10 protein-coding genes are annotated in these 13,138 nt (G+C 70.0%); 3 read left to right on the forward strand and 7 right to left on the reverse strand.

The features are described 5' to 3' along the window. Positions 1-108: 108 nt before the first annotated feature. The 4 genes from sigM to ABZW60_RS11330 form a co-directional block, all read right to left on the reverse strand. Complete coding sequence (gene sigM / locus ABZW60_RS11315) at positions 109-837, reverse strand: RNA polymerase sigma factor SigM (RefSeq protein WP_355475653.1); 729 nt, start codon at positions 835-837, stop codon at positions 109-111. Next, positions 834-2,498 (reverse strand): protein kinase family protein, encoded by a 1,665-nt coding sequence (locus ABZW60_RS11320; protein ID WP_355475655.1) that lies wholly within the window; start codon positions 2,496-2,498, stop codon positions 834-836. Before ABZW60_RS11320 ends, sigM begins: the two co-directional genes overlap by 4 nt. A gap of 102 nt (positions 2,499-2,600) precedes the next feature. After that, a complete protein-coding gene (murJ, locus tag ABZW60_RS11325; protein WP_355475657.1) occupies positions 2,601-4,247 on the reverse strand; it encodes a murein biosynthesis integral membrane protein MurJ in 1,647 nt (548 codons plus the stop codon). Next, positions 4,240-6,516, reverse strand: a complete 2,277-nt coding sequence (locus ABZW60_RS11330; protein WP_355475659.1) for a hypothetical protein — start codon at positions 6,514-6,516, stop codon at positions 4,240-4,242. Before ABZW60_RS11330 ends, murJ begins: the two co-directional genes overlap by 8 nt. Before the next feature lie 111 nt (positions 6,517-6,627). Between ABZW60_RS11330 and ABZW60_RS11335 the strand changes: the two genes are divergently transcribed. After that, positions 6,628-8,049 carry a CCA tRNA nucleotidyltransferase gene (locus ABZW60_RS11335; RefSeq protein WP_355475882.1) on the forward strand — a complete coding sequence of 474 codons (1,422 nt, stop codon included), beginning with the start codon at positions 6,628-6,630 and terminating at the stop codon, positions 8,047-8,049. On the opposite strand, the gene ABZW60_RS11340 is transcribed toward ABZW60_RS11335, so the two are convergent. Next, positions 8,024-8,818 (reverse strand): aminotransferase class IV, encoded by a 795-nt coding sequence (locus ABZW60_RS11340; RefSeq protein ID WP_355475661.1) that lies wholly within the window; start codon positions 8,816-8,818, stop codon positions 8,024-8,026. The two genes, ABZW60_RS11335 and ABZW60_RS11340, sit on opposite strands and share 26 nt — an antisense overlap. Before the next feature lie 18 nt (positions 8,819-8,836). On the opposite strand from ABZW60_RS11340, the gene ABZW60_RS11345 reads away from it, so the two are divergent. Then, positions 8,837-9,448 carry a hypothetical protein gene (locus tag ABZW60_RS11345; protein WP_355475662.1) on the forward strand — a complete coding sequence of 204 codons (612 nt, stop codon included), beginning with the start codon at positions 8,837-8,839 and terminating at the stop codon, positions 9,446-9,448. On the opposite strand, the gene ABZW60_RS11350 is transcribed toward ABZW60_RS11345, so the two are convergent. Next, complete coding sequence (locus tag ABZW60_RS11350) at positions 9,445-9,894, reverse strand: GNAT family N-acetyltransferase (protein ID WP_355475663.1); 450 nt, start codon at positions 9,892-9,894, stop codon at positions 9,445-9,447. The genes ABZW60_RS11345 and ABZW60_RS11350 overlap by 4 nt on opposite strands. A gap of 68 nt (positions 9,895-9,962) precedes the next feature. Here ABZW60_RS11350 and ABZW60_RS11355 point away from each other — a divergent pair, with 68 nt between their 5' ends. Continuing rightward, positions 9,963-11,192, forward strand: coding sequence for an amidase (locus ABZW60_RS11355; RefSeq protein WP_355475665.1), 1,230 nt, complete (start codon positions 9,963-9,965; stop codon positions 11,190-11,192). Here ABZW60_RS11355 and ABZW60_RS11360 read toward each other — a convergent pair. Continuing rightward, a complete protein-coding gene (locus ABZW60_RS11360) occupies positions 11,183-13,078 on the reverse strand; it encodes a discoidin domain-containing protein (RefSeq protein WP_355475667.1) in 1,896 nt (631 codons plus the stop codon). The genes ABZW60_RS11355 and ABZW60_RS11360 overlap by 10 nt on opposite strands. Positions 13,079-13,138 lie beyond the last annotated feature (60 nt).

Genomic DNA, 13,138 nt, shown 5'->3' on the forward strand with positions numbered 1-13,138 from the left:
CACGGGAGGTGCGTAGCCGTAGCCACAGGGTCATAGGAAGAACTCCGTCGAAGGCGTCGGTCGTCCGGTCGCCAGAGGCAGGCGACTTCGCTTCGACGGGGGACCAGGTCATTCGGTTCCCACCGCTTCCGCGGCGGACTTGTCCGGTGCGTCGGACTCCCGGGTCGTCTGCCAGTGCCGCAGCAGCGGGAGCAGTTTGGCGCGGCCGCGGGCACAGCGCGACTTGACCGTGCCGGGGGCGCAGTCGAGGATCGCGGCCGCCTCCTCGATCGAGTAGCCCTCCATGTCGACCAGGACCAGCGCCGCGCGCTGGTCCTCGTTGATCTGCTTCAGGGCGTTCAGCACGTCGAGCCGGCGCTCCCGCACCTCGGCCGGGTCGTCCTCGGACGGCCCCGCCAGCTCGGCGGCGCGGTCCTCGTCCTCGGGCAGCGGGTCGGCGGCCCGCACCTGACGGCGGCGGATCCGGTCCAGACAGGCGTTCACCACGATCCGGTGCAGCCAGGTGGTCACCTTCGCGTCGCCGCGGAACGAGTCCGCCCGCCGGAACGCCGAGATGAACGCCTCCTGCAGCGCGTCCGCCGCCTCCTCGGGCTCGCCGAGGGTGCGGATCGCGACCGCCCACATCCGGTCCCGGTGCCGCTTCACCAGGAACCCGAACGAGTCCGGGTTGCCGGCCACGTGCATCCGGAGCAGCTCGTGGTCGTCGAGCTGGTCGTAACTCACCGGACCGTCGACGGGGGCAGGCTGCACCGCGCCCTGCGGCACCGGGTCGTCCGCGCCGATGCGGGGGACGTCCGGCCGGGGCGGCGGATTGCCCGAGTCCACGTGAGCGGTCATTTCTGGATCGTGACCTCCGAGATCGTGCCCCGGTACTTGCCGCCGTCGTCCTTCGGCAGCTTCGTCAGCCAGACGAGCACGTACTGCGTCTCGGTCGGTGCCGAGGGGGTAAGGGTCACCGTACCCTCAGGCTGGTTCTCCTGGGTGGCGACAGGCTTCCAGCCGTCGACCTCCGTCGGGGCGGCGCCGCCGTCGCTCTTCGGGACCAGCAGCTGGACGCTGGTGCCGTCGCCCTTCAGCGCGACCTGCACCTTCGACACGGCCGTCGGCGCGCCAAGGTCGTAGTAGATGCCGACGCCCGGCTTCTGACCGCCGAGGTTGGCCCGGCTGTACGACATGGTCGTCCAGGTCGTCGTCGCCTTGCCGTCGTAGGTGTTCTTGACGTCCTCGGGGTGCTCGTTGCCGTTGCCGGCCGGCTCCGGGTCGAAGTCCTTGGCGCCGACGATCTTCGCCGCGCCGCCGGTCGACGACGGAGTGGTGCTGGTCTGCGGCGGGGCGCTGCTCTTGGTCCCGCCGTCGTCGCTGCCCTGGTCGTTGTTCATCGCGCCCTTGAGCAGGAACTGCGCCATCGCGATCACCGACAGCAGCGCGAGGATCGCGAGCAGGATCAGGATCCGGCCGCCCCAGGAGCCCTTCGGCTTCGGCTCGTCGTGCCGGCGCCGGCCGTTCCCGTTCGACGGCGGCGGTGGCTGGCGGCGCACCGGACGGGTCTCGGCCGCCTGGTTGTACGCCGGTTGGGGGGCGCCGTAGCCGTTCTGCGCCTCGGCGTACGACGGCTGGGGCGTCGGGTCGAGCGCGGGCGGCGGGGGCTGCGGCACCACCTGGGTGGCGTCGTCGATGCTGCCGTTCTGACGGGCGACCTGGACGGTCTCGTCCATCTGGTTCGGCGGCTCGTGCGAGCTGCCGACGACCCCGGACAGCGCCGCGGACAGGCCGGCCGCGCTGGTGATCGGCGGAGCGTGGTGCCGCGGCGGGTCGCCGAGCAGGCGGTCGCTGATGTCGTCCAGCGAGCGCGGCACGCCGGCGCGCACCTGGCGCGGGCTCAGCAGCCGGCCGTGCTCGACCGGCGCGGGCTGCAGGCCCCAGGCAGGAGCCGGACCGGGCCAGCGGCCGGTCAGCGAGGCGAAGAGCAGCTCACCGAGCGAGTGGACGTCCTCCTCCGGCGAACCGGCGCCGGACGACCGTAGCGCCGCCTCGGTGGAGACGCCGATGATCTTGATCGCGCCCGCGTCGGTGACCACGACCGTGGCCGGGCTGATCGCGCCGTGCGCGTAGCCGGTGCGGTGCAGGTTCTCGAGGGCCTCGGACACCTCACGGGCCAGCCAGCCGGCCTGCTGCCCGGTGAGCGGGCCGCTGCCGAGCATCCGCTCCAGCGTCCGGCCGCCGGCCCACTCGCGCACGCAGTACGTCACGCCGTCGTGCATGTCGCAGTCGAGCACCCGCAGGAACCGCGGGTCGTTCGCCGCGGCGGCCCGGCGGGCGGCGTCGAAGAGCAGGTTGGTCCGCGGGTCACCGACCGGCAGGACGTCGACGACGACCGCGCGGCTGAGCACCTCGTCGACGGCACGCCACACCCGGGCACCGTCGATCTCGGCCAGCAGCTCGGCGATCCGGTACCGCCCGGCCAGGAGGGCACCAGGACTCACGGTCTGGTTCGACACGGTGTCTCTCGCCCTCCTTGATGCCCAGCGGCCTGATCGCAGGCCCCATGTTAGTGCCCCGCTGACCGGACAGGTGGTGCACTAACGCACAAGCGGTCCGGATCAGCGGCGGATCGGCAGCTTCGATGTGACCATGGACACCACGTCGTTCACTTCGTGGATGCGGAGTACCCGGGACACCGCGGCGTACACCGGCAGCATCACGACCGCCGCGACGGCGAGCTGCAGGACCGCGCCGAGCGGGCCGGACCAGTCGATCGCCAGGCTCACCACCCAGAGCACGACGCGGCCCGCGCCGGCGCCGGCGACCGCCGCGATCACCATCGCGAGCAGCGGCAGCCCGATCCCGGCGCCCGGGACCCGCGGCACCTTGCGCCGCAGCACCGGCCGGGAGATCAGCACGGCGACCAGGTAGGCGAGCGCGTACGCGGCGCCGAGCACCACACCGCTGAACCGCAGGTGCGCCTGGTCGAGCAGGACCCGGACGCCGATCACGGCTGCGGCGATGTTGGTCGCGGCGATCACGCACTGCAGGAAGAACGGCGTCCGGGTGTCCTCGAAGGCGTAGAAGGTGCGGAGCTGGAAGTACTGCACGGTGAACGGCACGATCCCGAGCGCGAGCGTCATCAGCGTGTACGCCATCAGCGTCAGGTTGTTCTTGCCCGAGCCGTAGCCGGCGATGATCGTCACGATCGGGTAGGCGAAGGCGATCATCGCGGCCGCCGCCGGGACGACGATCGCGAGCGTCTGCCGGATCGACCGGGCGGACAGCTGCGCCACCTCGGCGGTGTCACCGTCGGCCGCGAGCGCGGACATCTGCGGCAAGGCCGCGGTGGCGAGCGAGACCGTGACGATGCCGTGCGGGACCAGGATGATCAGCATCGCGGTGCTGTACGCGAACAGACCGGCCTTGGCGCCCGGGTCGCCCGAGGCGCTACCGGCGATCGCGAGCCGGGTGACGACGACCAGGGTCACCTGGTTGACCGCCACGAACAGCACCGTCCAGATGCCCAATCGGGCAGTATGTCCCAGACCGGTACCGCGGAGGCCGAACTTGGGCCGGTAGAAGTGCCCGCTGGCCCGCAGATACGGCAGCAGCACCAGGAGCTGGACGGCGATACCGACCGTGTGCCCGAGACCGAGCAGCAGCTCCTCGCCGTGGCTGTAGGTCGGGGGATTGTCGCCGACCCGGTAGACGAACAGGAAGATCACGATCGAGGCGCACGCGACGATGTTGTTCGCGATCGGCGCCCACATCATCGGGCCGAACCGGCGGCGCGCGTTCAGCACCTGCCCGACCAGGACGAACGCGCCGTAGAAGAAGATCTGCGGCAGGCACAGCCGGACGAACATGATCATGTTCGCCTTCTCGGTCGCCCGGGACGGGTCGTGCAGCTCCTCCGGCATGTACAGCTCGGCGATCGCCGGCGCCGCCAGCACACAGGCGACCGTGACGATCGCGAGCACGACGAAGCCGAAGGTCAGCAGCCGGTTGGTGAAGTCCTGGCCGCCGTCGTCGTGGTTCTTGATCGCGCGCACCAGTTGCGGGACCAGCACGGTGTTGAAGACGCCGCCGGCCAGCAGGATGTAGAGACTGTTCGGGATGGTGTTCGCGGCGGTGAAGATGTCGCCGCGCAGCGCGGTGCCGATGGCGGCCGCGAGCAGGGCGATCCGGACGAATCCGAGCAGGCGGGACAGCACCGTTCCGGCTGCCATCACCGCCGCGGAGCGCAGGGTGCGGTCAGCCATCCTTCGAACCGACTCCTTCTTTCAGGGACGCGTCCGGGGCTTCGGCGGCGCCGTGCGTCCCGGGGCGGTCGTGGGCGGGATCAGGGGCGGCGGTGTCGGCGGCCTCGGCCGGGCCCGCGCTGTCCACTGTCTCGGTCGTGTCCGTCGCGTCGGCGGTGGCGGATCCGCTGCTCGCGGCGGCCGCGGTGCGGCGCTCGGTGCGGACCCGGCGGTAGATGCGGACGAACGACGTCCCGAACAGCAGGGCGCAGGCGGCGCCGACCAGGATCCAGCCGACGCTGCCGTACTGGCTGGCCTGGATCAGCAGTTCCTGGGACTTGCCGACCGGGTTGCCGTCCGCGTTGACGACCTGGGCGTTGGCCCGGATCAGACCGTTCTGCTCGGCGCTGGCGTTGATCCGCGGCGTCCACTTCTGACCGGGACCCAGCACGACGGTCTGCGGTGTCTTGATCTTCAGGTCGGACCGGTTCAGCGAGGTGACCACGATGCCGACCCGGACCGACCAGTCGGTCTCGTTGGTGATCGTCAGCGGGAACGTGCCCTTGCTGCCGGCCAGGTTGACCTTGATCTCCTTGCGCAGCCCGCGGTCCACGCTCGCGTTCACCAGGTGCACCTTGCCGAGCTGCTGGTTGGCGGAGCCGAGCTCGATCGCGGTGAAGTGCCTGGCCTCCTCCGGGTAGCCGCTCCAGTTGGACGAGGTGGACCGCAGCAGCGCCTGCGTCATCACCTCCGGCAGCGCGTTCCCGTCGTCGAGCAGGTTCTGCATCGTGGTGGTTGCGTCGTCGAGCTGTTTGATGCCGTCCAGCTGGGTCTCGGTGAGGATGCCGTTGGTCTTGGGCGCCGGCGGTGCCTTGGTGGTCAGCGGCCGCTGGTTGGCGGCGACCACACCGGCGACATCGGTGGCCTTGATCCAGGGCAGCTGCGACAGGCTGCCCGCGAGCGCGGCGGTCGCGACTCCGTCGCTGTCCCAGCCGCGCGGCGGTGCGACGACCACCGACGCGGTGCCCTTGCCGCCGGCCGCGATCAGCGCGGTGACGGCCGCGAACCGCTGCCGGACCTGGAGCGGGCTCTCGGCGGTCTCCGGGTCCGGGCCGCCGGCCGTCAGCGACGAGTCGGCGATCACCGCGCGCTCCGCGCTATGCGTGCCGTCCGGCGTCAAGACGTTGTACACGGGGGTGCTGGTCAGCACCGGACGACTGGCCGCAGGCCATGAGGAGCTGCTGACCAGGTTCAGGTCATCGGGGGTGGAGCCGGGGAAGCCGCTGGCGGCGGCAGCCAGGTAGCGGCTCGCGGCGGCCCCGCCTTCGAGCCACAGGCCGTTGGTGAATCCGGGGGCCAGCTCGCCGCCGGACCGTTCGGTCTTCGTCCGGGCCTGCGCGACCAGCTTCTTCAGCGGGTCGCCGGAGTCCACGAGGCCCGCCACGTCGGGATCGCCGTACGGCAGCAGCACGACCTGGTTGCCGCGGGTCCGGCCGGCCTCGAACTCCTTCAGCCAGGCGGTCGCTACCGCCTGTCCGGAGCCCGGCGTGACCTGCCCGTTCTCGCCGACGACGAGGTATCCCCCTGTCATCTGGCGGATCTCGTCGAGTGTCGCCGGGTCGACCAGCCAGGTGATCTTGTGGGCCCGGCCCAGCGCGAGCAGGCGGCCGAGCGATCCGGCCGGGGCCAGGGCCTGGGCGAGCGACTCGTTGGCGAAGTTCTTGCCGCCGAGCTGGGTCGGACGGTGCCGCAGCGGTACGACGAGGGCGGTGTTGACCGATCGGGTCAGCGGTTCCTTGCCGAGCACCGGCATCAGGGTGCGGGCCCGGCCGGCCATCACCCGCTCGCTGTTCGGCGGCTTCCCGCGGAACGCGACGCCGACGACGTACACGCCGGTCTGGCCGGTGATCCGCCATTCCTTCCACGGCACCGTCAGCGTGAACTCGACCGTCTGCTTCGGCGCCAGCGGCTGCTCGAACGGCTGGAAGGTCTGCTCGTCGTTGGTCAGGTTGCGGCAGCTGTCCCGGTCGTTCATCGGGACGTTCTGCTCGCTGGGGATCGCGTCCAGCGCGGCGGTGCTGGCCAGCCGGGTCCGGTCGATACAGGCCAGCGCCTGCGGATCGTCGAACGTCACCGAACTGGTGTTCGTCACCCGGCCCTTGATCACGACCTGCTGACCCGCCTTCGGCGCGGCCGGCCCGAACGAGTCGATCGTGACCTGGACGGCCGGCTCGTCGGCCGGCGCGGCCTCGGCCGGAGCGCCCAGGGTCGCTGCCGAAGCAGCAACCAACAGGCAAGCACCCAGCACCGCTGGGAGCCTCAGTCGCCGTCTGAACACGCCGTCACCGTAACCTAGTTCCCCGTGTCACCCTTTGCCGACCAGTCAGCCTCAGCCGGATCGTTGTCCGCGGTGCAGCAGCGTGCCGTCCAGGCCCTGCTGCAACTCGCTCCGGTCGTCGACGAACTGGGCTCCCGCTTCACCGCCGCAGGCCACGAGATCGCGCTGGTCGGCGGCCCGGTCCGGGACATTCTCCTCGGCCGGGGGAGCAAGGATCTGGACTTCACCACGTCAGCGCACCCGGACGTGATCGAGCGGTTGCTGTCCGGCTGGGCGGACCATGTCTGGGACATCGGCAAGGCGTTCGGCACCATCGGTTGTCGTAAGGGTGAGTGGGTCCTGGAAATCACGACCTACAGGTCGGAAACCTACGATCCCATCTCGCGCAAACCGGAGGTGGCCTACGGCGACTCCCTGGAGGGCGATCTGGCCCGCCGGGACTTCGCGATGAACGCGATGGCGGTCCGGCTGCCGTCGCGGCAGTTCGTCGACCCGTACGGCGGGATCGAGGACGTCGCGAACCAGCGGATCCGGACCCCCGGGACGCCGGAGGACTCGTTCTCCGACGACCCGCTGCGGATGATGCGGGCGGCCCGGTTCGCGGCGCAGCTCGGCTTCACGCCGGACCCGGCCGTGGTGGCGGCGATGACCGCGATGGCCGACCGGATCACGATCGTGTCCGCCGAGCGGGTCCGCGACGAGCTGGAGAAGCTGATCTGCTCCGACCACCCGCGGATCGGGCTCGACCTGCTGGTCTCGACCGGTCTGGCCGAGCACGTGCTGCCCGAGCTGCCGGCCCTGAAGCTGCAGGTCGACGAGCACCACCGGCACAAGGACGTCTACCAGCACTCGCTCACCGTCCTCGATCAGGCCATCGATCTGGAATCCCGTCTGTCTGTTCCGACGCCGGATTTCGTCGTTCGGTTCGCGGCGCTGATCCACGACATCGGCAAACCGAAGACCAAGCGGAACGAAGCCGGCGGCAAGGTCACGTTCCATCACCACGACGTGGTCGGGGCCAAGCTGGCCCGCAAGCGGATGAAGGCGCTGCGGTTCAGCAACGAGCAGATCGACCAGGTCAGCAAGCTGATCGAGCTGCACCTGCGCTTCCACGGGTACGGCGACGGCGAGTGGACCGACTCCGCCGTCCGCCGGTACGTGCGGGACGCGGGCGACCAGCTCGACCGGCTGCACATCCTGACCCGCGCGGACTGCACGACCCGCAACCGCCGCAAGGCGGAGTCGCTGCGCGCCGCCTACGACGACCTCGAGGAGCGCATCGAGCGCTTGAAGGAGCAGGAGGAGCTCGATGCCCTGCGCCCCGACCTCGACGGCAACCAGATCATGGAGATCCTCGGCGTCCCGCCGGGCCGCGAGGTCGGCGAGGCCTACAAGTTCCTGATGGATCTCCGCCTGGACCAGGGCCCGCTCGGCGAGGACCGCGCCCGGGAGGAGCTCCTCACCTGGTGGTCGAACCGCGCCTGACCGGCTGGGCGGGCACAGCCGCGTAGGCCTTGGTCACCGCGGCGACCGACGCAGGGTGCGGCTCGTAGGTCGTGGTGCCGTCCTGGGTGGTGATGGATGCCACCGGGAGCGCCGGGTCGATGGAGTTGGTGAGGTAGGCGGCGTCGTACGTCTTCAGGTCGGCGACGGAGACCGGCACGGTGGTGTAGCTGTCCAGGCCGCGCTGCAGGACCTGCTGCCTGATGCCGGGGAGGGCCGGCGCCGACGGGAACACGAGATCCGAGCCGCGGGCGAAGCAGATGTTCCAGATCGAGGCTTCGGAGATCTCGCCCGTCGCGGTGTGGAAGACGGCGTCGTCGTAGCCGGACAGTTGCGCCTTGCGACCGTAGTACGTGAGGTCGAACGTGCCGGTGTGCTTCAGGTGCGGGACGGCGCGCTCGTGCTGGAAGGCGAGGAGCCGGAGCGGCTGAGCGCCGGCCTGCACCGGCGGGCTGACGCGGGTCAGCAGGTGGAGCTCGTCGGTGAAGAAGACGTTGACGCGGATCGAGAGATCGCCGGAGCCGGCCTGGTCGAGCGCCGCCTCGAGGTCGCGACGGACCCGGTCCTCGGGCAGTGCCTGACCGAAGACCTCCCGCGTACTGCGGTCCAGGCGCTCGAAGTGCAGGTCGAGCCCGTCGACGTGCCCGTCGCGCACCTGCATCGAGGTGAAATGCCCGTACGCCGTTGCGCGCAGCAACATCGCGTCGACCGCCGGTGACAGGGCCCCGTCCAGCAACAGAAGATCGCTCACAGGCCCTAGTCTCGCGGTGTGGACGTGTGGAGCATCATCGGGTGGGGCGGATCCGCGCTCGTCGTGTTGTCGCTGCTGCAGACCCGGATCCTGCGGCTGCGGATCCTGAACCTGGTCGGCTGCGTGATCCTGGTCGGGTTCAACGCCGTGGTCGGCGTCTGGCCGATGGTGGGTATGAACGCGGTGCTCGCGGTCATCAACGTCGTGCACCTGTGGCGGCTGCTCCGGCACCGGCACGACGAGAAGGAGTACCAGGTGCTGCAGGTCGACGAGGCGGACGAGTACCTCGGCTACATCCTCCAGCGGCACCAGAAGGAGATCGCCCGGTTCAACCCCGGCTTCACGGCCGGCACCAGCCAGTACGCGTTCCTGGTGCAGCACGGCGACCGCACCGTCGGCGTCGTCCTGGCGCACGACGCGGGCGACGGCCGGGCGCAGATCGACCTCGACTACGCGGTCCCGAAGTACCGCGACTTCACGCCGGGCGAGTTCGTCTACCGGCGCAGCGACGTCTTCACCGATCGCGGGTTCCGCCAGGTCCTCGCGTCACCCCGGATGCGCGACTCCACGCCGTACCTGAAGAACCTCGGCTTCCGCCGCGACGGCGACGACCTGGTGCTGAACCTCTAGAGATCCTTCGCGTAGCAGAGCGAGGCGATCTCGTGCTCGAACGGCGGGTACGGCGGGGTGGGGTGGTAGCCGTGGTTCGTGTACAGGGCGATCGCCTCGACCTGCTTGGTGCCGGTCTCGAGGCGGAGCCGGGTCATGCCGCTGGTGCGGGCCGTCGCCTCGACGGCCTCGAGCAGGATGCGGGACAGGCCCCAGCCGCGCGCGGACGGGGCGACGTACATCCGTTTGATCTCGCCGAGGCCCGGTCCGACCGGTTGCAGGCCGACGCAGCCGACCGGTGCTCCGTCCAGCGTGAGCAGCGTGAACGCGATGTCGGGATGCAGCGCGACAAGCGGCTGGTCCGCGCCGTACATCGCCGCCAGTTCGGCCTGCTGGGCGGTGGTCAGGGCAAGCACCTCCGCGTCGGTCGGCGGTGCCGGTCGCAGTTCCACTCCCTCGATCACCATGCCATCGGACGGTAGCAACATGGCATGACGCTCCTGTTTCCGTTTCCTCTCCGTGGTCTGATGGGCCAGTGAGGACGTTGGAGGAGACCGCTGCTCTGGTGCGGGACGGTCGACTGGACCCGGTGCTACTGGTCGAGGACGCGCTGGCCCGGGCGGCCGCCGTCGAGCACCTGAACGCGATCGTGCACCTCGACAGGGACGGTGCGCGTGCGGCAGCCGCGGCACATGACCGGACCGGCACGCTGGCCGGCGTACCTGTGCTGGTGAAGGAGATCATCGAGGTCGAAGGTCTGCCGTACCGCTGCGGGTCGGCGTCCATGGACGAGGCCGGCCGTCAGGACGCGGAGATCGTACGCCGGCTGCGGGCCGCCGGGGCGATCGTGATCGGGCTCAGCCACACGCACGAGTTCGCGTACGGCTGCACGGGCACGTCGAACCGGGTCGGACCGTGCCGCAACCCGCACGACCCGGCCCGCATGACGGGCGGCTCCAGTTCGGGCTCGGCGGCCGCCGTCGCGGCCGGGGTGGTTCCGTTGGCCATCGGGACCGACACCGCGGGCTCAGTCCGAATCCCGGCCGCGTTGTGTGGAGTAGTCGGCTTCAAACCGACCTACAACACGCTGCCCACCGACGGTGTCTTCCCACTCTCCCAATCCCTCGACCACGTCGGCGTTTTGACCGGCACCGCCGCAGACGCCATCTACGCGCTGACAGCCCTTAGCTCGACTGCCCGACCTGTCTCAGCCGTGCGGCCCCGTCTGGGGATTGTCACGAACTCTGAGTACTTGCAGCTGAGCCCTGTGGTTCTTAGTGCGTGGACGGCCATGGTGGAGAGGTTCGGCACCGTGGAAGTGCAGTTGCCGGATTGGTCCACAAGTTTCTCCACAGCTGCGAATCTGCAGGGACCGGAAGCGGTCGCCAATCACAGGCACCGCAGCCACGACGCCTACCAACCCGACGTCCGCCAACGCCTGCTCGAAGCCGCACAAGTCCAGCCGGCCGACTACGAACGGGCGAAGGAACAGGCGGCGGTGATCACGGCGGAGCTGAACGCCGTGCTGGCAGACGTCGACGCCGTACTCACTCCGACGGTCCTCACCACCGCGCCGCCGATCACCGCGGCAGACCTCGAGGTCCGCAAGCAACTGCTGACCAACACCCGCCTGGCCAACCTGACCCGGCACGCGGCCGTCAGCCTGCCGATCCCGGCTGACGGCCTTCCCGTGGGCCTGCAGGTCATTGCTGCGAGCAACGAGCAGGCGGCCGCGGTCGCGTGCTGGATCGAAGCTCAGCGGTAGAGGCGCAGATCCGCCAGGCTCCACCAGTTGCCGGCAGTGCCGTTCTGAGTGACCCGGATGTACCGAGCACGCGTCGGCGGCAGCTCGATCGTCGTCAGCTGACCGCTCGACGTCCCACTGGCGACGGTCCGCCAGTTGCTCCCGTCATTGCTGACAGCAACCGAATGGCCGTGCGCGTAGTCGCCGATGTTCCCGCCGCTGTCCAACGCGACCTGCCGGAACGTCTGTGTCTTCCCCAGATCCACCTGTACCCACTGACCTGGTGCCTGCGCCGTCTTGCTCTGCCACACGGTCGATCCGTCCGCGTCGATCAGCAGACCGGCGTCGGCTGCATTGTCGCTCGCCGTCGCGCTCTGCGGCATCAGTTGCTGCGGTGAGTCCGCCGCCGTCCGTCCCCAGGTGAAGGTCGCGATCGACCCGCCGGGCAGCTCGTACTCGAAGGTCTCGTTCCCGAGCGCCACCGCGAACGACCGCGGGTCGTCGTTCTCGTTGTGGACCAGCAGCGCTGTCGTACCGTCCGGGTTGCGGAACGCGGCCGACATCAGCTGCCCGTTCCATCCGGTCGTCCCGTACGACGTACTCCCGATCCGCACCGCACCCGGCTTCACGAACTTCGACAGGTGGCCGATCGTGTAGTACTCCGCGTCCGTCGACATCGAGCCGTCCGGCTGCAACGTCACCAGGCCGGTGCACGTGTCGCAGCCGCCGAGGTGCGGGCCGCCGGTCGAGTCGAGCGCGATGTTCCAGTTCACGACCGACCTGGCCCAGTTCCGCGTCGTACCGAGCATCAGCGTGCGCGCGTGCCAGGTGAGCGTGCCGCGGAAGATCTGCGGCGGGGTGTCGTTCGGCCCGTGCGAGCCGGAGCACTCGGTGAACCAGATCCCCTTCGACGGGAACGCCTTGTGCAGGTCCGTCTGCTTCGACGGGTCGCCGGAGTAGCAGTGGTACGCCGTCCCCGCGATCCACTTCGCCGCGGAGGACTGGAGCAGCTTGTACGGGTAGTCGGTCTCCGGGTCCTCACCGGGCGGGGTGGAGGCGATGTCACCGGGGTGCGTGGTCCAGTTGTGGTCGTAGCCGAGGATCTTCGTCCGTGGGCTGACCTTCTGCAGCAGCGGACCCAGGGCCGTGATCACTGCTGCTTCCTGGCGGACCGGCATGTCCGTGCCCGGGTACGCGCTCGGCTTGCGGTTCTGGGGCTCGTTCTGGATCGAGAGGAAGTCGACCGGTACGCCGGCCCGCGTGTACGCCTGCACGAACTTCACGAGGTAGCGCGCGTACGCGTCGTACACCTTCGGGTCGTCCTTCAGGCGGCCGCCGACGAGCGAGTCGCCGGTCTTCATCCAGGCCGGCGGGCTCCACGGCGTGGCCATCACCTTGAGCTGCGGGTTGAGCTGCTTCGCGCGGCGGAGCAGCGGCAGCACCTGCTGCTCGTCGTGGGCGATGCTGAACTGCCGCAGCCCGAAGTCGGTCTGGCCGGCGGGGACGTCGTCGTACGTGTAGTGCTCGGCCGCCGCGGTGAAGTCGGACGAGCCGACGGGCTGCCGCAGGAAGCTGACGCCGATGCCCTGTCGCGGATCGAACAGCGAGCGCATCGTCTTCTCGCGGTCGGCCGGACCGAGCCGGTACAGCACGGCGGCCGACGAATCGGTGATCGAGGCGCCGAAGCCGTCCATGGTCTGGTACGTCGTCCGCGGATCGACCGTGATCGTGGTCCGATCGCTCGCCTGAGCACGGAACGAGACCGGCGCGCGCTCGTGCAACAGTTCGGCGCGGTCGGGCGTGGTGACCCAGACCTGGACCTGGGTCGTCGGGGGATGGGCCTGGGCGGGCCCGGTGAGTGACGCCACCGCGAGAGCAAGGGCGACGCCGAAGACAGGTGTTCTCATCGCACTCCTCGGGAATGAAACAAACGGCCCCAGAAAACGCTCGCTGACGAAGGCTGTCAA

The sequence above is a fragment of the Kribbella sp. NPDC003557 genome (assembly GCF_040610805.1).
Lineage (GTDB): Bacteria > Actinomycetota > Actinomycetes > Propionibacteriales > Kribbellaceae > Kribbella.

What these genes read in the sequence shown, in the direction of transcription:
- sigM (WP_355475653.1), bottom strand. Translation starts at nt 837, where the DNA reads ATGACCGCTCACGTGGACTCGGGCAATCCGCCGCCCCGGCCGGACGTC.
- murJ (WP_355475657.1), bottom strand. Translation starts at nt 4,247, where the DNA reads ATGGCTGACCGCACCCTGCGCTCCGCGGCGGTGATGGCAGCCGGAACG.
- ABZW60_RS11350 (WP_355475663.1), bottom strand. Translation starts at nt 9,894, where the DNA reads ATGGTGATCGAGGGAGTGGAACTGCGACCGGCACCGCCGACCGACGCG.
- ABZW60_RS11360 (WP_355475667.1), bottom strand. Translation starts at nt 13,078, where the DNA reads ATGAGAACACCTGTCTTCGGCGTCGCCCTTGCTCTCGCGGTGGCGTCA.